This window comes from Massilia sp. Root133, from assembly GCF_001426525.1.
Classification (GTDB): Bacteria; Pseudomonadota; Gammaproteobacteria; order Burkholderiales; family Burkholderiaceae_D; genus Telluria; species Telluria orientalis.
This window is the reverse complement of sequence record NZ_LMEW01000033.1, coordinates 285830-307008: the sequence shown is the minus strand read 5'-3', so window position 1 is coordinate 307008 and position 21179 is coordinate 285830. Positions and strand designations below refer to the sequence as shown.

Genomic DNA, 21179 nt, shown 5'->3' with positions numbered 1-21179 from the left:
CGCCCGATTTAGGCCCTTCCTGGGCCCTTTTCCGCTTCACGCGCGCGAAATGGTCTCAGCCACTTGGCAAGAAGTCCCGGCCGAGTAGCCACAACACCGTTCTTCCCGTGCTGCAGGGTCACCGCAATAAGCGTCATGGCGATCTTCGATTCGATCGACATCAGGTGCCATATCCCCTCCAGATCGTGGAGGAGGACTGTGGCCAATGCCTCGGGATCAAATCGGGGTAAGGGGTTGGTCCTGGCGGTCTCAACGATGCTGGACATCAGGATCTGGATCTCTTCTCGAGGGGTGCTCATACTGCTCCTTCAGGTTGTTGTCGTCCCCGCGAACCGGGGACGTCGGTGTCGTCGTTCTATCCCCTTCTGCCTCGCGTGCGCACGCGATGCGTAGGGAATGCGTTCTGCAATTTCAGGTTTTTTCAGGTGGCGTGCCCTGTTGCTGCTGCCACTGGCCTAGCCGCATGAAGTTGTTTTCGGGGGTCTGCACATACCCGGCGCGGTGCGCGGCCGCGAGCTGGGACCAGTACCGGCACATCTCGGCAGGGTTCACCCTTGTCTGCGCCTTTGCGTCCTCGACGTCCTCCGCGTTCCAGCCGTACAGGTTCGCGATATAGGCGAAGTCGCGGAGAAAGCGTTTAGACACCAGCATCAGCCCAGTCCTTGCCCGTTTGCCCCGGAATCTGGATCTCAACGGCGACGCCTTTCTGTGCTAACCGGCGTGCTAACCCGTACGCGGCGGCCTGCCCGGTGAAGCTTGCATCGTTGTCGCCGGCGATCAGGACCCGCTCGACGCCGGCCGGCGGCTCCCACGCTTCCAGCAGCACCGCATTGGTGGCTGCCCATACCGGCACGCCGAAGCGAATAGAGGCCGCCAGAGCCGTTTCTATGCCCTCAGCCACACCGAGAGTCGACCCAGCCTCGCCAAGCCTCACAGCGCCCGTATTTAGCGGCTTGCCGGCCATGATCTTCTTCGGCTTCGGCACCGGAGCCTTCTGTCCGTCGTCCGTCAGGTAGGTCCGGTGGATCGATGCGCCGGCGCCGTCCGGATACTGGATCTTGGCCAGCATCGCCGGGAAGCGGCCCAGGTCGCGACCCTCGTCGTCGGTGTACCTCAACCGGGGATGGAACCTGAGCCCGGCCGGCACCTGTTCGAGGCCGAGACGGCGGTTCAGGTATCGCCATACCGGGTCACCATGGACAACCTCCCTGGTCTCCGCCCACACCCGCTGCAGCGCCTTCACCTTGTCATGCTCTGCGCGCGCCGGCACGATCGCCCCGGCAGGGACCGTCCCGACGATGCGGTCGACGTGCTTGGCTGTTTCCTGAAACGTCCACCCGAACACGATCTGCAACAGCTGGAAGCCGTCCCCGGACCCGCACCGCGAACAAAACCAGGTTCCGCGGCCGTCCTTGTCATCGAAGCGATACCGGTCTTTCCCTGTGCAGGCGGGGCATGGGCCGTGCTTGTTACGAAGGTAGGCCGGATCGACGCCGAGGGCTTGCAGGATGCCCGGCCAGCGCCCGATCGCCACATCTGCCGTCCTTGGCCTAAGCGCCTGCATCGCGGGCCTCCTTCCCCTTCGCCGCCTTGATCTGCAGGTGTATCAAGAAGCCCCTCACCTCGTCGGTCGGCGCCGTCGGAACGTTTTGCATCCCGCGCGGCCAAACGCCGAAATAGTCCCGGTACCGGTGAGCGACCCAACCCGGCTGCCGCCCCTTTTCCTGTGCCACGCCCAGCAACTGGGAGTAGAACTCCTGCTTGTCCATCTTCTTCGCCTTTGGCTTCTTCTTGAGCGGTACCAAGTCGCCGGCGCGGACGTCGACGTTTGCCTTGCGCTCGGGGGCAAAGCCACATACGGGGCATTTGTGGACGGTCTTGACGTAGCTGCAGGATGGGCAGGCCTTCGGCAACGGCTTTTCCTTCTCCTGGGCCTCGCCTTTCGCTTCCCTGGGCGTGCCGTCGTCCAGCTCGAGGGGAAACTCGTCAGTCGGAAACCCGAGGCGGACGACGGAACCGGAGTGGTCGAGGATCAGCGCACGGTCCTTGCTCGCGTGAGGGCGCAGCACCCGGCCGGCCATCTGGATGTAGCGGATGAGGGAGCGCGTCGGTCTGGCCAGGATCAGCGTGCGGCATGCCGGGAAGTCCCACCCCTCGGCGAGAATGCCCACGTTCGAGATCACCATCGTCTCGCCGGTCTCTACGCGAGCCAGGATGGCGCGACGCTCCTCCTCGTCGGTATAGCAGTCGATATGCTCGGCGCTGACGCCGGCGGCATGGAAGCGCTCGACGATGTGCTTGCTGTGCGCGATGTTCGCCGCGAAGCAGACGGTCGGTGTCCCGCGCGCAAGGCGCAGCCAGTGCGTCACGATGTCGCCCACCAGCTCCGGCTTGTTCACGGCGCGGCCGACGTCGGCATCGGTGTAGTCCAGATCCCCGAACGCGTTGCGCGCCTGCTTGATGCCGGCCATATCCGGCTCGCTCGGCGCGTACACGTCACAGTCCACCAGGTAACCGCCTTCGATCAGCTCCGGGATCGTCGCTGCCACAGTCATGTGCTCGAACAGCGCGCCGCCGAGCTCATCGTAGTGCTTGCCCAGGCCCCGGGCATATGGCGTGGCCGAGAGGCCGATTACCGGGACGCCCTTGGCCGCGGCGAGTACCGCGCGGTATTCGCGGGAGCCTGCAACCGTGTGTGCTTCGTCGATGATGATCAGGTCGACATCTGGCATGCCGCGACGGGCGACGGTCTGGATGCTCCCCACAAGGACGCTCTCGTACACCCTGGCGGTGTTTTCGCCTTGGATGATGCCGTGATCGATGCCGGCCTTCTTGAACCGACGGGAGGTCTGCTCAACCAGGTGCACGCGATTACAAAGGAAGATGACCCGCTTGCGCTTTGCTCGGGCGCCTCGGACCAGGGCCATGCCCATCTCCGTTTTTCCGCTCCCTGTAGGTGAGCAGAGCATTTCCCGAATGACCCCCCCGGCCAAAGATAGGCGCAGGTTTTGGACGGCTGCAGACTGGTACGGGCGCAGGGTCAGCGGCTTGGATGCTCCTTCGCCTTGGCTGGGCGGGTTTTTCGCCGTTAACTCTTCTCTTCTCTTCTGAGTTGCAACTAAGCTGCTAGCGCACTCTTCTGAGATGCTCGTCAGTGGATAGCAAGGTGCTAGCACTTTGCTAGCAATTGACGTGTTATCCATATGCTATCCCTTCGCAAGCTTGACGCTAGCGGCGCCCTGCGCGATCAGAAAGCCGTGATCAATCAGCACACCGAGATCCAGACCGGTGATCGACAGCTTTCGCTCAAGGAATGAGACATCGTGCGGCACCGTGCCGTTGTTTTGGCTGGCATACAGCCACAGCAGCATGAGATGGCCCTTGGCGACGTCAGGAAGGGCGCAGAAGCTGTAGTCATCAAGGATGGCCCGATGCAGCTTGATCCATGGAGGATTACGCTTCCCGTAGTGCTGGAACGTGTCCCAGTTTTTGATGGCGAGGAGCTGGGTATTCATGCCGGCACCAACTCAAGTTCGCCCTGAGGTGGCGGATTATCCTTACGTCGGCCGAGCAGAACGTAACGAGCGACGCCCTTGTGCAGCAGTCCATCGGGGCCGAGCACATCCTCGGAGAGCGTGCAGATGTCCCAAGCGTCTTTGAGCTCTTTCACCCTCGTTGCCAAACGCATGTACCCGGCCGCAGTGCCCTCGTAGGTATTGAGCCCGCGCGCCCCGCGGAACTCCAGGGCGCGACGGAGGGTTTCCCGCTGAGTCGTACCAGATGCATTTCGGAGAGCGACGCCATTCTGGGCAAGCTCTTCGCACACGGCTGTGATACTCTGCGGGCTGCAGTTGAAAATTGTGGTTTGTTTTGTCGACTTGGGCCCGCCAGCTTGATCGACGCGAGCGCCTCCCGCACGGGGGGCGTTTTCGTTTCGGCGCTTAGGCATGAGCACCTCCGTTCAGGAGGGCTGCGATTTGGTTCGCCGGCCAAGCAAGGCGCCCATGAACACGAACGGGACGAATTGGACCGTTTTCGTTGCAAGCCCACATACGCAGGGTTTGGGGTTTGCGATTCAGAGCAACTGCCGCTTCGGCAGTAGTAAGCGTCTCCGGGACGCTCGCAAGTTTGGGAGAGGTTGCGCGGCTTACGACCATTTCGTATCACCTATATGTGTTGAAGGTGATACGGAGTTTCTAAGCGGCACTATCCTCCGCCGCAACGGTCCCCTGTCCCCCAATTCAGGGACAGAGACACGGGGGAGACGGGGGTTACATCAGTCAGCGCCTAGAACTGAACCGTCCGAACGGAGACTTTCCCACGCTTTTTCGAACGATTTTTCGGTGAACATGCTCGCATTCTTGAGCATTGCTGCCTTTACCTCGGCTTTGGGCCCGCTCTTTCCACGCATGCGCGCCGGTAGCGCGTTCGGGTTATAGCCATTGCTTGTTAACCACTGCAGAATTGAGTCCCTTTGCAGAGTCAACTTCGGGACGAACTTTTCCTGCTTGTGCGGTGTCTCGTTCGCCTCGTTGTCTTGGTAGGGGTAAGCAAGCCGATACGGGCTACCTTCGTTCGACAGCCACTCGTTGACGTCTCGTTCCTCCACAATTTGAGTTGCCAATGGCCCTGTTGGAAGGTCGTCGAGATCAAGAGGAACGCCATTTTTCCTCATGATAAGTTTCCCGCGCTGAATCGCTTTTTCGGCCTGTCTACGGAACGAATTTGCATCGACCTGACCGGGGTAAGCTTCTGACAAAACTTGTGCCGCCTCTTTAACGGTGTAGCGTCCCTGCTTCCACCGACCTACTCTGTCACTGACGTCAGCCAGGAAGTTTGGGAAGTCGTAGGTGACCTCCAGAGTATTGCAAAACTGGAATTTAACGAACCTTACGCCCGGTTCAATCTCCGGGGCTTGGTGCCAGCGTTGCAACTCTTGCGCCGGAATGGAGCTTTCACTCAACAGGTGCTGCTCAGTTAAGGTACTGGTTTCGATCATACTTGCGCTCCTTCAGTACGCACCTTCGAATTAGAGCACACCAGGCAAGCGGGTGAAGGTTTCCCACTTTCGGCCCGTCGGCCTAGTCCAGCGCATGAACTGTAGGCGCGCTATGCGCTTGCGACCACGCGTAAGCCAGCCGGAGCTGGGGTGAAATCTATGCCAGCCTGCTCGAGCATCCAAGCTTCGATCTTCTCATGCCACATCCGGAGGAGGTCCAGTGGCCGACGGATATAGTTCTGTTCCCGAACTCCCTGCGGTGCATGCCCCTGGATTTGAGCAGCGATCCCTGCCGGTGTCTCTAGCCACTCACTCAGCGTGGCAAAAGAACGGCGCAGACCATGCAGGGTAAGGTGCGGTAAGCCTGCTACCGCCAACGCCTCGTTATGCGCATACCGCGGCTCGGCGATGTGGCCATCGGCGGAAGCGGTGCTCGAGAACACCCATTCATTCCGACGGGGCAGCCGCGCCAGCAAATGCGCAACGTAGGGCGTCAACGGCACCATGCGGAAGTCCTCAATCTTGTCGGCCAGCTTCATGCTGCTCCATTGGAAATCGACGTCCGCCCATCGAAGTTGGGCGAGTTCTTCCCTGCGAGGGCCAACCAACAGCAGGCACTGCAAGTAAGCACTGATAACTGGGTTGCTGATCTTGCGCACGGCGCTAAACCAGGGCGCCAACATTTCGCGCTGCAGCACGTCGTTGCGCACCTTTGGCTTACCCAAGGCCTCCCGCGCACGCGCACTTTTCGTGGGATTGGCGGCGACCATGCTGGAGTAGGTCTTATGTTCACTACACCAGTTCATGCAGGCCTTCAGAAGACGCCACGCGAGCCGCGCGCTGGATGGGCGATGCTTTGCCTCCTCCTTTGCCCACCGCTCAATGCGGTCACTCGTGAGGTCGACAAGCCGGACGCCAGCCAATGAGAACAGCGGCCCCGGCTGCGTCAGCTTCGAGCCACGCTTAACCGGTTGGCCTCCTTCCTGCATCATCTGCTTGTGGGCACGCACATGGTGATCGGACCAGCCACCAGTTCGCGTCGTCATGCGATCGGCAATGTACTCGGGCCAGATATCACCTAACGTGACCGCGTTACGGATGGCCGCGGCCGCCTCAGCCTCTTCAGCCTTCGCCCTCGCCACCTCGGCAGCCTTCTCTGCAGCGACTTGTTCAGCCAGGACCTTTCGCGGATCAATGCCGCTGTCGGTCTGCGCCTTATAGGCCGTGGCTTTCGCCTGTGCCTGAGAGATGGACCAAGTACGCACGTCTCCTATCGTGATCCGGAGCGTCTTACCGTTGAGGGTGGTCTCGAAGATGTAGGACTTCGCGCCCTTGGCGGTGACCCTCAGGCCCAGGCCAGGAGTCTTGCCGTCCCAGTAGATACTCTGCTGACGCCCTTCGGCGCACTTGAAGGCCTCGATACGGGCACTCGTAAAGTTGTCCCATTTCATCGAGGCTCCCTTCATGTAGTGGCTATGTAGGGAATTTTAGCATACAAAGATCAACACTTTTCAATGTGGAAACCGGGCTAATGTGCGTTAAGCATATGATTTTAAGCTTATTTCTCCTCTAATCTCAACGCTTATCAACACTCCGGAATGGTTCAGTTTGGTGATTTGTAATCATCAGGTGGCGGGTTCGAGTCCTGCAGCCGGCACCAAGATTCAGCAGTAAAAACAAAGGGTTATGCGCTCATGCACGTAACCCTTTTGTGTTTGGGCGTTCAGGGAAGCTTACGAACGCTTGCGCAGCAGCAGTCCGAGTGCCCCAATCCCCAGCAGCGCCAGCGACGCCGGCTCCGGCACGCCCGCCGGCGGCGTCACGGCAGCCGTGTTGACGTTCAGGATATCGAATGCCCAGTGCCCATCGCGCTTGTCGCCGGCCGAATCGACGAAGCCGTTGCGGAAGTTCTCATTGGCCCCGCCATCGCGCGCGAAGCCATCGGCCAGGTTCGATCCGGCGGCAAAGTTGTTGAACTGCTGGACCGTCACCGTGTAGGTCCCTGCCGCCAGCGCATTCTTGTAGTTAACGTCATAGCAGCGGCCCGTCATGAGATCGGCGGCGACGTCGCCGCAGTCCGCATCATCCTGCTCGTAGAGCTTGGCCCCCGTCGCGTCGAACAGCGACAGGATCGGGTCGAAGCCGCCACGGGCGATCGTGTCGCCGAGCGCATTGACGCCACCCGCATACGACCAGCTGCGCAGGGTCACGGTCGACGTGCCGCTCACCGTGAAGGTGAAGCGTTGGACGTCGTTGTCATGGCTGAACGCACCCGTGAAAGACAGGTTGGTTGCCTGTGCGGCAGTCGTAATGGCAGCCAGTGCCAACATGCCGGCGAAAGTGCTCAATTTCATTTTGATTCCCAGGTCATTAGACACCGGAAAAGGCAGCAAAAGCTGTGCCACGCAAAAATGCAATTGATTTACATAGGGAATTTATTTTATACGCAGGGAATGTAAAGTTATCCGACATCATTGCGCATCACCGTACAGCGGTCGACACCGTCAAGCTGATCGAACGTGAACCGCACAGGCAGGAACGTCTCGATCATCTGTGCGTTGGTACGCGCATGCATCGACACCTCGTCCAGCGTAAAACGGCCGCCGCCGCCCAGCGCGAGCGGGAGCATCATCTGGTCGGCAAGATATTCATCGAAAGCGGCCCGCGACATCAGGTACCGGCGCGCGCGCTGCACGACCTGGCGCGCCACCTGTTCGGACGTGACGGACTTTGCGCCGAACGCCGTGAACACCTCCGTCGCGTATTCGTAGTCGAGGGTCAGCATCAAGGCATTGCCCGGCCCCTGATCGGCCGGCAGGGCCCGTAACAGCAACTGGTCCTCGCCCCAGTTCATGGCCCTGCCGACGCATTCCAGTTCGCGCTGCCCGACCCGTCCCGGGATGCCGGCCACGAACGCCTCGGCATATGCGGCCCGGTGCGCGCCGCGCGTCATCCACGTGTGCGGCCGGAGCAGCGCGCATGGCTCCACGCGGGCCACGACGATGCCGCCGCCGGCCGGATAAAACCCGAAGCGCTCCAGGTGGATGTCGATGCGGGCGCCCATCTCGGCCAGGCGCGGGCACCAGGCGCGCTGCAGGAATTGCACGGGCGGCGCCATGGGGTTGTGCGTCCCGCCCGCGAGCCGCAGCGTCGACGGTGTATCCGCCTTCAGCAGGGCCGGCAGCACGGTCTGCAGCACCAGGGTGCAGCTGCCGGCCGTGCCGATGGCGAATTCGTAGTCGCCGCCATGGACCGGTCCCGGCACGAACGTCAGGTCCTGGCTGCCGAGTGCGGCGCCAGACGCATCGCCCCCGCACACCTGCAAGGCCGCCTGCACGGCCACGAGGTGCTGCCGCATCAGGCCGGGCCGGGCGCGGTTCGCGCGGATGTTGCGGATGCGGAAGGGCCGCCCCGTGATCATGGCGAGCGTCAGCGCGCTGCGCAGGATTTGCCCGCCGCCCTCGCCGACCGCGCCATCCAGTTCGATCATGTCATGTCCTTTCAACCCTTCACGCAGACAATCTGCTTAAGGGTGTGCACGACCTCGACGAGATCGCTCTGTGCTTCCATCACGGCGTCGATGTCCTTGTAGGCCATCGGGATCTCGTCGATCACGCCGGCATCCTTGCGGCATTCGACGCCCTCGGTGGCGCGCACCTGGTCGTCGACCGAGTAGCGGCGCTTGGCCTCGGTACGGCTCATGGTGCGGCCGGCGCCGTGGCTGCAGCTGTGGAAGCTCTCCGGGTTGCCCTTGCCGCGTACGATGTAGCTCCTGGCGCCCATTGATCCCGGAATGATACCCAGCTCGCCCTCGCGCGCCGACACGGCACCCTTGCGCGTGACCAGCACGTCCTTGCCGAAATGGTGTTCCTTCTGCACGTAGTTGTGGTGGCAGTTCACCTCCTCCACGTGCGTCTCGAACGGCTTCCTGATGACCGTGCGTACGGCCGCGATCAGGTTCTGCATCATCACTTCGCGGTTCATGCGTGCGAACTTCTGCGCCCAGCCGACCGCTTCGACGTAGTCGTCGTAGTGTTGCGTGCCTTCCTTCAGATAGGCCAGGTCCTGGTCGGGCAGGTTCACCAGATGCGTGCGCATGTCCTGCTTGGCCACTTCGATGAAGTGCGAGCCGATCGCATTGCCGACGCCGCGCGAGCCGGAGTGCAGCATGAACCACACGAAGCCCTGCTCGTCCAGGCAGATCTCGATGAAGTGGTTGCCGGTGCCGAGCGTCCCCAGGTGCTTGTAGTTGTTCGTGTTCTTCAGCTTGGGCGTCTTCTGGCAGATGACGTCGAATTCATCCTTCAGCGCCATCCACGCCTGGTCGACGGCCTGCGGCGGGGTGTCCCACGATCCTTTGTCGCGACCCTTGAACCCACGCGTCTTCGGCGACATTCCGTGCGGCACCGAGCGCTCGATGGCGCTGCGCAGCGGGCCCAGGTTGTCGGGCAGGTCGTTCGCGCTCAAGGTCGTCTTGGCGGCCATCATGCCGCAGCCGATGTCGACGCCGACCGCGGCCGGGATCACGGCGCCCAGCGTCGGGATCACGCTGCCGATCGTCGAGCCCTTGCCCAGGTGGACGTCGGGCATCGCCGCCATGTGCTTGTAGATGAACGGCATGCGCGCCGTGTTGGCCAGCTGTTGCCTGGCACCTTCCTCGACCGGGACGCCGCGCGTCCACATCTTGACCGGACGGCCGCCGTCCACGTTCAGGACATCGTAGTGTTCGGATTTCATCGTTGCTCTCCTCTTCTGTTGCAAACGGCGTGCCATTTCCTCGTCGCGTCATGAAGATGGCGCTACATCGCTGATTATCCAGAATATTTATTGTTGGCCGTCGCTACAGCAGGGACGGACTTTCATGATAAGGAAGAACACCGTCGTCATCGGCACCCAGCTCGACAACGGCAAGGGCAGCGCGCGCCGGCAAAAATGGCGGCCGACCGTCGCGCTGACGCAGCATGAGGACGTGGTCATCGACCGCCTGGAACTGCTGTACAACGGCGAGCCGACCGCGCTGCTCGACCAGGTCATGCAGGACATCGGCACAGTGCATGCATGAGGGCAGCATGGCACGGTGATTTCACGGCCTGTACCGCCAATGCTGCGTTCTGTCGCAATCGACAGGTTGCCTACGAGGTGTTTGCCTATAGTGATTCCATCAGACCACTATTTGGAGACCCCGAACATGAACAACCTGATCAAGAGCGCCTTCCTCGCCACGACCCTGGCCCTGAGCGCGCATGCCGTGGCCGACGACCTCGTCCGCGAAAACCGCACCGTGGATGCGAACGTATCGAAAGTGCGCCTGGGCGGCGTGATCCGCCTGAACCTGCACCAGGGACCGACGCCGTCGCTCGTGGTGTCCGGCGACCGTCGTTATGTGACGAAGGTGACGACCACGCAGCGCGGCGACACGCTCGTGATCGACATGGAAAACAATACCCATTTCGAAGGCAACAGCAAGAACGAATTGCGCGCCGATCTCACCGTGCCGAACCTGCGTGAATTCGTGTCGCAGGGCGTTGGATCGAGCGAAGTCTCCGGCTTCAGCGGCGACAAGCTGAAGCTCGCGCTGGACGGCGCCGGTGCCGTGCGCTTCACGGGGCAATATCGCGACGTCGACGCGCGCCTGGGCGGCGTCGGCGGTCTCACGCTGAATCCCGGTCAGGCCGACCGCATCGAACTGCACCTGGGCGGCGCCGGCCATATCACCGTGGCCGGCCAGACCAAGGTCTTGCGTGCGCAACTGGGCGGCGTCGGCGGTCTCGACGCTCAACAATTACGCGCAGAAACCGTCGACCTGGATATGACCGGCCTCGGTGGCGCCAGCGTGTACGCGAAAACGGCGGCCAACGTCAACCTGAGCGGCATGGGCTCGGCCACCGTCTACGGCAAGCCGGCCACGCGCAACGCGACGACGAATGGCTTCGGCAAGGTGAGCTGGCAATAAGTCAGCGGATGACCGTGTCGTTCTTGACGGACTTCACGCCCTTCACGCCACGCGCGATTTCCACGGCTTTCTGGGCGGATTCGCGCGAATCGACGAAGCCGCTCAGCTGCACCGTGCCCTTGAACGTTTCCACCTGCACCTGGGTCGCCTTGACCGTCGGATCGGCGGCAAACGCCGCTTTCACCTTGCCGGTGATCACGGAATCGTCGATGTATTCGCCCGTGCCTTCGCGGGTTGGCGTCGGCGCGCAGGCTGCGAGCGAGACCAGCAGCGAGGTTGCGAGAACTGACTGGGCAATGGCGGACTGAAAACGAGTGAGCTTCATGGCGATTCTCCCGAGTTATCAAGAATTTTATTATTCCGAATTTCGGTGGAGTCTGTCGCCCGCTACTGTTGTGAAAACGGCACTGTCACGTTCAAGGGGCATCGGCCCGGCCCGCCTGCGCCATGAGCGGACCCGTCGGTGGTCTTGCGACGATGCGCTGCAGCGGCAAATCGTGGCCGATGACGAGGCGCACGTCGGCGTGCCCTGTCAGGCCGACCTCGACCGGCTCGCCCGTGCCGACATGCCGGGCCAGGCGTTCCGCCGCCATCCGGAACGCCGGCTGGTACTCGACGCGCGTCTGGCGCACGTCGAATCGTTTTTCATTCGTCAGGCGCACCACTTTCAGTCCCGGATCGCTCAGTTGGCGCGATACGAGCCGCGCGAGGCCCTGGCGGCCGTTGCCGTTACTGATCTCGAGCCTGGCGACCGCTTCCGGCGCGAGCGGCTGGGCTGCCGCGCCGTCGACGGGCGCGCTGTGCAGCGCGGCGGCTTTTGCCGGCATGCGGCGTAATTCGAGGATGCCGTCGTCCCTGCGGATCACTTCGACGGACGCCCATGCCTCGTCGTCGGGGCGCCGGTCGGTCCTGACCGCCTGCTCGATGGCCGGCAGGCGTGTGCCGCCGTTCGCCGTCGCATAATCGGCGCGGAAGTCGTGCTCGCGCAAGGCTTCGGCCTGGCGCAGCATCTGCTGGCCGCGCTCTTCCTGGCCCACCTTGAGCAGCGTCTCGCCCAGGTATTGCCAGGCGCGGTGGTTGAGCGGATCGAGCAGGCAGGCTTTTTCGAGCGCGACCTGGGCCGCGTCGAGGTCGCCGCTGAGCAGGTAGGCATAGCCCAGGTTGGAAAACAGGAAAGCAGATGCGGGGCCGGATGCCATGGTGACGTCACGGGTCAGATCGCGCCAGATCGGGATCGCGCGCGCGAAATCGCGCTGCTCGGCGTAGGCGATCGCCAGCCCGTTGCGCGCATTGACGTGCCTGGCGTCGACGCGCAGCGCGGCCTGGTAGGCGGCGATCGCGTCGCCGTAGCGGCGCGCGAGGTACAGGTTGCGGCCGTGCAGATAACTGTCGTCCGCCGCCGGGGACGCGGGCGGGCCGGCGTACGGCTGCGGCGGTGGACTGCTGCAGGCCAGCAGCAGCACGCCGCTGCACAACAATGGCAGGCTGTAGAGGCGGGTACGCGCGCGCATGACAATCTCCGTTCGTTCAGTTGGAATGACCGAGGGCGCTGCCGAAGAGCTTGGTAATCTGGATGCCGGCAGGCCCCAGCAGTACCAGCAACAGGGTCGGGAAGATGCAGAAGATGAGGGGAAACAACAGTTTCAGCCCGATCTTGGCGGCCGCCTCTTCCGCCACGATGCGGCGCTTGCCGCGCAGCGTTTCCGAATACACGCGCAAGGCGTCGCCGATGCTGGTGCCGAAGCGCTCCGACTGGATCAGCATGGCGACGAGCGAGTCGACGTCGTCCAGCCCCACGCGCAGCGCGAAATTGCGCAACGCTTTTTCCTTGCTGAAGCCGGCGCGCATCTCCATCAGCACCAGTTGCAATTCCTGGCCCAGCGTGACGCTCTTGATGTGGATCTCGGCGGCGACCTTGACAAACGCACGCTCGAGGCTCAGGCCTGCCTCCACGCACACGGTGAGCAGGTCGAGCGCGTCGGGAATGTTCTCGAAGATGTCGCGCTTGCGGCGCTTGATGACGCGGTCGAGAATCGTGTTCGGCAGGTAGTAGCCGCACGTCGCCGCGAGCAGCAGCAGGAACAGCATGCCGAGCTCGGCGATGGTGGCGGGCACGAAGGCCAGTACGATGCCGACCAGCGCGGGCAGGCCCAGCGCGAGGGCCGTCTTCGATGCGAAGTACAGCGTCGGCGCCGCCGGGTTGCGCCAGCCGGCGTTCATGAAGCGCGTGCGCAGCGCCGACTTTTCCCAGCCCTCCTCCGGCACCGAGAGTCTGGTGAGCGGCTTGGCGGCGCGCGCCACGCGTTCGATCCAGCCGCTGCGTTCCGTCTGGTCCTCGTTCGCACGGCCCATGAAGCTCGCCAGCCGGGCACGCAGTGCGGCGGGCGCGAACAACACCGCCGCAAGCCACGCGAGGCAGCAGACGACCACGAAGACGATCAACAGGAACAGCAACTGAGCGCGAGTCATCGATGTCTCCTCAGATGTGGATGCGGATCACCTTCTTCAGCCAGATCACGCCGATGATGATCATGACCAGCGCCGTCCAAAGCATATTCACGCCCAGCGGATCGGTCCACAGCACCTTGACGTACGTGGGATTGACCAGTACCAGCATGCCTCCCACGGCAAACGGCAGCAGCCCGAGGATCCAGGCCGACATGCGCCCTTCGGCCGACAGCACGCGGACTTGCGCCGCCAGCCGCAGCCGGCCACGGATGATGTGGCTGATGTTGCTGAGGATCTCGGCCAGGTTGCCGCCGGTCTCGCGCTGGATCAGGATGGCGATGACGAGGTAACGCAGGTCGGTCAGCGGAATGCGCGCCGCCATGTTGTGCAACGCTTCGCCCAGCGGCACGCCGTAGTTGATTTCCTCGCGCGCGATGCGGAACTCGCCGCTGAGCGGTTCCGGCAACTCGTTGCCGACGATTTGCAGCACGTTCGAAAACGAGTGCCCCGCACGCAGCGCGCGCGCGATGAAGTCGGCGGCGTCAGGCAGTTGCTCCTCGATGCGCACGAGGCGGCGCAGGCGCGCGCGCCGCACCAGCAGCAGCGGCACGTGGACGCACAGCAGGACGATCGCGAGGCGCACCGGCAGCGGCATCGGCCACTGCATCACGAGGTAGGTGGCCACCAGCATCGTCGCGACGGAGCACAGCAGGAAGCGCTCGACCGACCACGCGATGCCGGACTGCACGAGGAGCCTGTCGAGGCGGTGCGCGAAGCGGAAGCGCTGCAGCAGGCGGTCGACGAGGTCGTGCCGGCCGAAGCGGCGCGACTTCAGGATCGAGATGCGTTCGGCGCTACGGCCCTGGTTCCCCGACATCAGCTGCAGCCGGCGTGCGATCCGCTGGGCGCTGGCGCCATGCGTGCTCACCCACCATAGATAGACGCCTTCGATACCGAGGATGACGGCGGCGAACAGGAAGACGATGAATCCGTAGAAGAGGATGTCCATGCGTGACTTTCGCGGCGATGCGGTTCAGGTAAACACGCGGTCGGGATCGAAGGTGTCCTCGGGCACCGCGGCGCCGAACATGCGCAGCCGGTCGGCAAAGCGCGGCCGCACGCCGGTGGCGCAGAAATGGCCCTGCACCTTGCCGTCGGCGTCGATGCCCGTCTGCTCGAAGCGGAAGATTTCCTGCATCGAGATGATATCGCCTTCCATGCCGGTGATTTCCTGCATGCTGACGACCTTGCGCGTGCCATCGGCCAGGCGCGAGGCCTGCAGGATCACGGTGATGGCGGAAGCGATCTGCTGGCGGATGGCGCGCGGCGTCAGGCTCACGCCGGCCATGCCGACCATGTTTTCCAGGCGCGCCAGGGCGTCGCGCGGCGTGTTCGCGTGGATGGTCGCGAGCGAGCCTTCGTGGCCCGTGTTCATGGCCTGCAGCATGTCCAGCGCTTCCGGTCCGCGCACCTCGCCCAGGATGATGCGGTCCGGGCGCATGCGCAACGAGTTGCGCACGAGCGCGCGCTGCGTCACTTCGCCCTTCCCTTCGATGTTGGGTGGGCGCGTCTCGAGGCGCACGACGTGCGGCTGGCGCAGCTGGAGTTCGGCCGCATCCTCGATCGTCACGATGCGCTCGTTGCTTGGGATGAAGCCGGAGATCAGGTTCAGCATCGTCGTCTTGCCGCTGCCGGTACCGCCGGAGATCAGGATATTCACCTTGGCGAGGCCGAGGCTCTCGAGCACCTTGATCATCGGCGGCGTGACGCTTTTATAGTCGAGCAGGTTCGGCACCGTAAGCGGCGTCGCGCCGAAGCGCCGGATCGACACCAGCGGCCCGTCGACCGCGAGCGGCGGGATGATCGCGTTGACGCGCGAACCGTCCGGCAGGCGCGCATCGACCATCGGACTCGATTCGTCCACGCGGCGGCCGACGCGCGAGACGATCTTCTCGATGATCTTCATGAGGTGCGCGTTGTCGTGGAACGACACGTCGGTCAGTTCTAGGCGGCCGCGCCGTTCGACGTACACCTTGTCGTAGGTGTTGACGAGGATGTCCGAGACGGTCGGATCGTTCAGGAGCGGCTCGAGCGGGCCGAAGCCGAGCATCTCGTGCTGGATGTCGAGCACGAGGTGGTGGCGCTCCTGCTGGTTCAGCACGATGCGCTCTTCCTCGATGATGCGCTGGACCAGCAGCGCCAGCTCGTGCTTGAACTGCTCGCTCGTCAGGCGCTTCAGGCGCTCCAGGTCGATCCGGTCGAGGATCATCTGGTGCATTGTTTTCTTCAGTTCCGCATAGGCTTGTTGCGCCGCAGCCGCTACGGGCTGATGCTGACGCTCCTCGTCCGTCACGGACAGGCGTTCGCGCAGGGACATGGACGGCTCCTTGAAAAGATCAATCGTCTTCGCCGCGCCCGAACAGGCGGTCGAACAGACCCTTCGCCTCGGGGATGCGGCGTGCGGTCACCACTTCGACCAGGTCGGCCAGGCTGCGCGCGGCGGCGCTGCCGCGCGACAGCTGCAGCACCGGAATGCCCTGGTTGACGGAGTCGGTGACGGCGATGTAATCGTTGGGGACGGTGTGCAGCACTTCCGCGCCCAGCGCCGCGTGCAGGTCCGCCAGGCGCAGCTTGCCGCCCTTTTCGTAGCGGTTGACGATCAGGCGGATGTGGTCCGTCAGATAGCCGAGCGAGCGGAAGATGTCGAGCAGGCGCCGGGCGTCGCGGATGTCCGGCAGCGCCAGCTGCAGCACCGGGTAGATCGCGTCGGTGCTGTCGAGAGCGCGCAGCGACACCGCGTCGATCTGGCGCCCGACGTCGAGCAGGATGTAGTCGTAATGCTGGCGCGCGACGCGCAGGATCGTGTCGATGTGTTCGGGTTTCGCCTCGGTCGTCTGGCCCGGGTCGTCGGCGGCCGCCAGCACGCCGAAGCCGGGCGCCACGTGGACGAGGCACGATTCCAGGAACGGCCCGTCGATGCGTGCGATCTGCTGGCACACGTCGGACAGCGTCATGGCCGGTCTCTGGTCCGACACGTACAGCGTGGCGTCGCCGAACTGGCGATGCAGGTCGATCAGCAGCACCTTCTTGTCCGCCAGCGTGGCCAGCGCATAGCCGAAATTGGTGGAGATGAAGGTAGCGCCGCTGCCGCCCTTGCAGGCGATGAAGGCGAGTATCTTCCCGTCGCGCGTCGCGGCCACGCCGGCGCTGGCTGCAACGCGGTCGATCGCCTCATGCAGCGCGCGGTGCACCAGCGGCAGTTGCAGCACTTCGCGCACGCCGGCGCGCATGGCGCGGATCAGGAGGTCGGGATGGTGATTGTCGGTCAGCAGCATGAAATGCGCTGCCGAGTAGTGGCGGGTCAGGCGCTCCAGCAGGTCGCCGTCGGCGGCATCCGCATCGCTGATGTCGACGATGATCAGGCTCGGACCATCAGGCAGCGGACGCTCGAGCGCATCGCGCAGGCTGGCGCGGCTGGCGGCAACATGCAGCGGCGGTACGCGTGCGGCACCCTGGGAGGCGATCTCCGCGTAAAGCTGGGTGTCGCGGCTGATCAGAAAGGCTTTCATCGTGGTCCTTGGGACGGCGTTCGGTCAAAATCATGTCATTGAAAAAGCGCGGACGACTCACTTGCTGCCCACCCCGTTGACGACCAGTGCCCTGATCGGTTTCTCCGGTTCCTTGAACGAATTCTCGTAGCGTTCCTGGGCGATGACGGCGGCCTTGCCTTCCATGCCGGCGGCGGGATTCGTATTGGCGGAAGCGGTCGGATCGAGTACCTGCGCCGCCACGTTGGCACGCACGGACGTGCCGAACTGCGCGTTGAAGCGTGGGGTCGTGCTGCATCCGTACAACAGCATGCCCGACAGTGCTGCACACGCGATTCGCTTGCATCTGATGGTCATCGCTCTCTCCTATTTCAATTCGAAACCGCCGGAACTTTGCGCGGACGGTGATGCCGGGGCCGGCGTCGACACGTCGGCTGTCGTCGCCTTTTCCGGCTTGCCTTCGAGGCGACCGCCCAGCATCAACCCCGCGCGCGACGGCTCGCCCACCTTGTCGGTCGGGAGCGAGTAGCCGTTGCCGGACAGGGGCTTGACGAGGTGCGCGGTGATCACGAACACGAGTTCCGTGCGGTCCTGCTGATAATCCGCGCTGCGGAACAGGGCGCCCAGCACGGGCAGTTCGCCCAGCACCGGCAGTCCTTTCAGGTTGGCGACCAGGTTGCTCTTGATCAGACCACCGATCGCGAAGCTCTGGCCGTCATACAGCTGGACCGTGGTGGTGGCGCGGCGCGTCGTCACGACCGGCAGGATCGCAGTGCCGTTGAACCCCGTCGCAGACAGGCCGATACCTTCGCGCGACAGTTCCGACACCTCGGGCGCGACGCGCAGGTTGATCCGTCCGCCACCCAGCACCGTCGGGGTGAAGCGCAGGCCGACGCCGAATTCCTTCTCTTCCAGCGTCACCCGGTTGTTGTCCTGCGCGACCGGGATATAAAATTTGCCGCCGACGAGGAACGTGCCCTCCTGGCCGCTGATCGCCATCACGTTCGGCTCGGCCAATACACGCACCAGGCCATCCTGCTTCTCGGCGGCGGCACTCAAGCTGCGGTCGGCACTTTTACCTGCCACGAACGCCCCATGCGCCGTGCCGGTGATGAAATTCGACAGCAGCATGGCGCCCCAACTGCCGGAACTGAAGGTCCATCTGGCGCCGCCTTCCAGGCGGTCGAGCAGGCTCTTCGACACTTCGGCGATCTTGACTTCCAGTTGCACCTGCTGGGGCGCGCGCACGCCCAGCATATTGACCACCCGCGCGGTGGCCGCCGCCGCGCCGCCCTGGTTCTGGCTTTCGCGCTGGTTCTGGCTCGCGGCGTCTTCCTTGTCGGGCACCGTCAGTGCGCGCAGCGGACGTCGCACGTAGGCGGAGGCCAGTTCGACCGCGCGTGCCGCGGCACTCGCGTCGCTCACGGTGCCGGTCAGCACCAGCGCGTCGGATGCGGCCAGCACCTTGATGTCGTGCTCGTCCGGCATGGCGGTGGCCAGCATCGCCTGCAGGGCCGACGGGTCCATGGCCACGGTGATGTCGAGTACGCTGCACAGGCCGCTCTTGCCCTGGATGATCATGTTGGTCGTACCCACGTCGACGCCGGCGATGTACAGCGTGTCGGGCGCCACCATCAGCGCCTGCACGACGAGCGGGTTGCCGACGCTCCGGTGCTGGACCGGTTCCGGCAGGCGCATCAGGCTGGACTTGCCGATCTGCAGGGCCAGTTGGGCCGGCTTCGCGGCCTCGCCCTTGCAATTGGGTCCGGCCTCGGCACGCAGCGGCGCGGCGCCGGTCGGGTTGTCCGCGGCCTGGGCTTTCGATTTGGCGGCCGCGGCTGCAGGTCCGGCGGCCGCCAGCGCCAGGCCGGCGGCGAACAGGCAGCGAAACAGCGGTGATGGCGTCAAGCATCCGTTCATGGCTTTACCCTGGATGAAGTTCAGAAGCACTCCTGCGACATGCGCAGGCCGTTGAGCACGGTGACGCAGTCACGCCGCACCGGTGCCGCCACCTTGACCACCACCGGCGCGGGACGCACGGCCGGTGCCGGCTTGGGCGCGGGCTTGCGCGGCGCGGGCGGCGGCGCCTCGGGCAGCAGGGTGAGCTTGGTCGCGCCTTCGGTACTGGCCGCCTGTGGATCGACCTGGTTGCGCAGGGCCAGCGACAGCGTGCCCACGCTGCGCGCCAGGTCGAGCTTCTCCGCCTGCTCCGGCGTCACTTCCAGCGTGACCGCGTTGACGACCTTCGGCTTGGTCTCGTCGCGGTTGACTTCCTGGGCGACCGCCAGCACGAGGATCCGCTCCAGCACGATTTTCGAGATGTTCTGCTGGCGGGCGTCGGTCCCGGGCGGCACGTCCTTCTGGGTGCTGACGATGATGTCGACGTAGTTGCCCGGCAGCGCGAAGCCGGCCACGCCGATCACGTCGTTCACGCGCACCGTGATCGCACGCTTGCCTTCCGTGATCAGTGCCGACAAGCCGCCGAGCGTGCCGGCCGGCGCCAACTTGGTCTCGCTGACCGGCTCGCCCATCAACAGGTTCGTCTTGAGAACACGGCCGCCGAGTTTCTGCGGATCCGTGAAGGCGCCTTTCGGCACGCTGTTGGCGGGCCAGTCGGCCAGCTTGAACATCTCGGGCGTCAGGCGCTGGCCGAGACTGATGTCGGCGGCGGCCACGACGATGCGGCCGCTGCTGCTGCCCGGCTGCTTCAGCAGCCAGCGCGATGCGAACACGACGGCCGCGAATCCGAACAGGATCGCGACGGTCATGACGAGGATGGCACGCTTGTTCTTCATTTTTGAATCTCCGTCGCGCAAGCGATGAACATGCTGCGCCAGGCTTGCTCGACCGCAGCGACCGTGAGACGCGGTTCGGTCCCGGCGAAACCGGCGAAATCGGCGACCCGGTCGAGCAGCTCGCCCGGGTAGCAGGCCAGCAGCGCGCGCCCGGATTGCGGGTGCAGCCGCTCGATCAGGTGGTCGACCGCGGTGTCCTCGACATCGATGCGGCGCAGCCGGCACTGGCGGCACAACAGGGCGCGGTAGGCATGCGGCGACAAGGCGCCGATGTCGGCCTTGTAGCCGATGCGGCGCAGCGCGGCGTCATCGAAAACACTGGTCGGGGCGAGGTTGGTTGCGAACACCACGGCGGCATCGAACGGCACCAGTTCCGCCTGGCCGCCCTGCAGCGACAATTGGTCGGTCCCCGCATCCAGCGGACCGATGAAGCGGTTCAGCAGCTCGGCCGCGGCGATGCGCTGGCGGCCGATGTCGTCGAGCACCAGCATCCCGTTGTTCGCCTGCAGGTGCGGCGGCGCGTGGTACACGCCCTGCTCCGCGTCAAAGCGCAGGTCGAGCATGGCGCGCCCCAGTTCGGCGCCGACGTGGACGAGCGGACGCTGGCACACGATCCAGCGCGCATCGCAACTGCGCCGTTCTTCCTGCTGGCGCGCGACCGGCGGCGGCGCCACGTGGACGGCGGGATCGTACAGGCGGATCACCTGGCGCCCGGCCATCAGTGCATACGGCACCGCGATGGAGCCCGGCAGCAGGCGTCCGAGCTTGCGCGCCAGCGTCGTCTTGCCGCCGCCGGACGGTCCGTACAACAGCAGCGAACGGCGCGCGTACAGCGCCGCGCCCAGCACGTCGCGCGCGGCCTGCGACAGGCCCTCGTCGCCCAGCGCACCCGCCAGTTGCGCGGGTGTGATGCGCTCCACATCCGCATGGCGCAACGCCTGGCGTTCGACCACGGCGCGATACGACGCGAGCGTGACAGGAGCCGGGCCGACATAGCCGCAGCGCGCCATCGCGTCGGCGGCGCCGCGCTGGCCATACGCGGTCAGCTGGTATTGCATGTCGATGTCCGACTCGCCGCACCAGGCCACTTCCACCTGCTGTTCCGCGATCAGCGGATTGAGGACCTCGCGCAGCACGCTGATCGACAGTCGCAGCTTGCCGGCCAGATGGGTCAACGGGGTCTTGCCGCCGGCCTGGATTGCCTTGAGCACCAGATCCGTCACGAAGCGCGGTTCGAGTCCGGTATCGCGCACGGTCTTTGCCTGGCGCGGCAGGACTGGCGCGATCTCCGGACCGCCCGCAGGCGCGGGCTGCGCGGCACGGAATCCCGCCGCGGTACTGCCTGTCGATAGCGTTTCAAACATCGGACCCCCCTTGCCTTGCTTGTTTTCCGAAACAGGTCAGAATGATTCTAACGACCGGTCTTTTGGCCACCC

General features: G+C 64.3%; 23 protein-coding genes. 2 read left to right on the top strand and 21 right to left on the bottom strand.

The window, feature by feature from the left end:
* Positions 1 to 8: 8 nt before the first annotated feature.
* The 11 genes from ASD28_RS23795 to ASD28_RS23745 all read right to left on the bottom strand — a co-directional run bounded on the left by ASD28_RS23795 (position 9) and on the right by ASD28_RS23745 (position 9736).
* The gene (locus ASD28_RS23795) at positions 9 to 299 is read right to left on the bottom strand and encodes a hypothetical protein (protein ID WP_056134334.1); all 291 of its coding nucleotides are present in this window, start codon (positions 297 to 299) and stop codon (positions 9 to 11) included.
* A 112-nt stretch (positions 300 to 411) separates the two neighbouring features.
* Complete coding sequence (locus tag ASD28_RS23790) at positions 412 to 651, bottom strand: hypothetical protein (RefSeq protein WP_056134331.1); 240 nt, start codon at positions 649 to 651, stop codon at positions 412 to 414.
* Positions 638 to 1564 (bottom strand): toprim domain-containing protein, encoded by a 927-nt coding sequence (locus ASD28_RS23785; RefSeq protein ID WP_056134328.1) that lies wholly within the window; start codon positions 1562 to 1564, stop codon positions 638 to 640. The genes ASD28_RS23790 and ASD28_RS23785 overlap by 14 nt, the downstream gene beginning before the upstream one ends.
* A complete protein-coding gene (locus tag ASD28_RS23780) occupies positions 1551 to 3203 on the bottom strand; it encodes a DEAD/DEAH box helicase (RefSeq protein WP_082577612.1) in 1653 nt (550 codons plus the stop codon). The genes ASD28_RS23785 and ASD28_RS23780 overlap by 14 nt, the downstream gene beginning before the upstream one ends.
* Before the next feature lie 3 nt (positions 3204 to 3206).
* The gene (locus tag ASD28_RS23775) at positions 3207 to 3515 is read right to left on the bottom strand and encodes a hypothetical protein (RefSeq protein WP_056134326.1); all 309 of its coding nucleotides are present in this window, start codon (positions 3513 to 3515) and stop codon (positions 3207 to 3209) included.
* Positions 3512 to 3949 (bottom strand): hypothetical protein, encoded by a 438-nt coding sequence (locus tag ASD28_RS23770; RefSeq protein WP_056134323.1) that lies wholly within the window; start codon positions 3947 to 3949, stop codon positions 3512 to 3514. Before ASD28_RS23770 ends, ASD28_RS23775 begins: the two co-directional genes overlap by 4 nt.
* Positions 3950 to 4276: 327 nt before the next feature.
* The gene (locus tag ASD28_RS23765; RefSeq protein WP_056134320.1) at positions 4277 to 4999 is read right to left on the bottom strand and encodes a hypothetical protein; all 723 of its coding nucleotides are present in this window, start codon (positions 4997 to 4999) and stop codon (positions 4277 to 4279) included.
* Between the two features lie 110 nt (positions 5000 to 5109).
* Positions 5110 to 6450, bottom strand: a complete 1341-nt coding sequence (locus ASD28_RS23760) for an integrase family protein (RefSeq protein WP_056134317.1) — start codon at positions 6448 to 6450, stop codon at positions 5110 to 5112.
* 282 nt (positions 6451 to 6732) lie between these two features.
* Complete coding sequence (locus ASD28_RS23755; protein ID WP_056134314.1) at positions 6733 to 7353, bottom strand: DVUA0089 family protein; 621 nt, start codon at positions 7351 to 7353, stop codon at positions 6733 to 6735.
* 107 nt (positions 7354 to 7460) lie between these two features.
* A complete protein-coding gene (gene rtcA, locus ASD28_RS23750) occupies positions 7461 to 8489 on the bottom strand; it encodes an RNA 3'-terminal phosphate cyclase (RefSeq protein ID WP_056134312.1) in 1029 nt (342 codons plus the stop codon).
* Positions 8490 to 8500: 11 nt separating this feature from the next.
* On the bottom strand, positions 8501 to 9736 hold the full coding sequence (locus tag ASD28_RS23745; protein ID WP_056134309.1) for an RtcB family protein: 1236 nt from the start codon (positions 9734 to 9736) through the stop codon (positions 8501 to 8503).
* Between the two features lie 124 nt (positions 9737 to 9860).
* Here ASD28_RS23745 and ASD28_RS23740 point away from each other — a divergent pair, with 124 nt between their 5' ends.
* Both ASD28_RS23740 and ASD28_RS23735 read left to right on the top strand, forming a co-directional pair.
* Positions 9861 to 10061, top strand: a complete 201-nt coding sequence (locus tag ASD28_RS23740; RefSeq protein ID WP_056134306.1) for an RNA repair transcriptional activator RtcR family protein — start codon at positions 9861 to 9863, stop codon at positions 10059 to 10061.
* A 126-nt stretch (positions 10062 to 10187) separates the two neighbouring features.
* Positions 10188 to 10952: a GIN domain-containing protein gene (locus tag ASD28_RS23735; RefSeq protein WP_056134303.1), complete on the top strand. Its 765-nt coding sequence runs from the start codon at positions 10188 to 10190 to the stop codon at positions 10950 to 10952.
* 1 nt (position 10953) lies between these two features.
* Here ASD28_RS23735 and ASD28_RS23730 read toward each other — a convergent pair whose 3' ends face one another.
* From ASD28_RS23730 to ASD28_RS23685, 10 genes are all read right to left on the bottom strand, one after another.
* Positions 10954 to 11277, bottom strand: a complete 324-nt coding sequence (locus ASD28_RS23730; protein ID WP_056134300.1) for a BON domain-containing protein — start codon at positions 11275 to 11277, stop codon at positions 10954 to 10956.
* 91 nt (positions 11278 to 11368) lie between these two features.
* Positions 11369 to 12463, bottom strand: a complete 1095-nt coding sequence (locus ASD28_RS23725; protein WP_056134297.1) for a LytR C-terminal domain-containing protein — start codon at positions 12461 to 12463, stop codon at positions 11369 to 11371.
* 16 nt (positions 12464 to 12479) lie between these two features.
* Positions 12480 to 13421, bottom strand: coding sequence for a type II secretion system F family protein (locus tag ASD28_RS23720; RefSeq protein WP_056134294.1), 942 nt, complete (start codon positions 13419 to 13421; stop codon positions 12480 to 12482).
* 10 nt (positions 13422 to 13431) lie between these two features.
* Positions 13432 to 14409, bottom strand: a complete 978-nt coding sequence (locus ASD28_RS23715; RefSeq protein WP_056134291.1) for a type II secretion system F family protein — start codon at positions 14407 to 14409, stop codon at positions 13432 to 13434.
* Positions 14410 to 14433: 24 nt separating this feature from the next.
* A complete protein-coding gene (locus tag ASD28_RS23710; protein WP_056134288.1) occupies positions 14434 to 15777 on the bottom strand; it encodes a CpaF family protein in 1344 nt (447 codons plus the stop codon).
* Between the two features lie 19 nt (positions 15778 to 15796).
* Entirely contained in the window at positions 15797 to 16969 is a 1173-nt protein-coding gene (locus ASD28_RS23705) for an AAA family ATPase (protein ID WP_056134286.1), read from the bottom strand.
* Between the two features lie 57 nt (positions 16970 to 17026).
* Entirely contained in the window at positions 17027 to 17305 is a 279-nt protein-coding gene (locus ASD28_RS23700; RefSeq protein WP_156403977.1) for a hypothetical protein, read from the bottom strand.
* A 9-nt stretch (positions 17306 to 17314) separates the two neighbouring features.
* The gene (locus ASD28_RS23695; protein WP_056134281.1) at positions 17315 to 18868 is read right to left on the bottom strand and encodes a type II and III secretion system protein family protein; all 1554 of its coding nucleotides are present in this window, start codon (positions 18866 to 18868) and stop codon (positions 17315 to 17317) included.
* Positions 18869 to 18888: 20 nt separating this feature from the next.
* Positions 18889 to 19743, bottom strand: coding sequence for a Flp pilus assembly protein CpaB (gene cpaB / locus ASD28_RS23690; RefSeq protein WP_056134278.1), 855 nt, complete (start codon positions 19741 to 19743; stop codon positions 18889 to 18891).
* Positions 19740 to 21107, bottom strand: a complete 1368-nt coding sequence (locus ASD28_RS23685) for a hypothetical protein (RefSeq protein WP_056134275.1) — start codon at positions 21105 to 21107, stop codon at positions 19740 to 19742. The genes cpaB and ASD28_RS23685 overlap by 4 nt, the downstream gene beginning before the upstream one ends.
* Between the last annotated feature and the right edge of the window lie 72 nt (positions 21108 to 21179).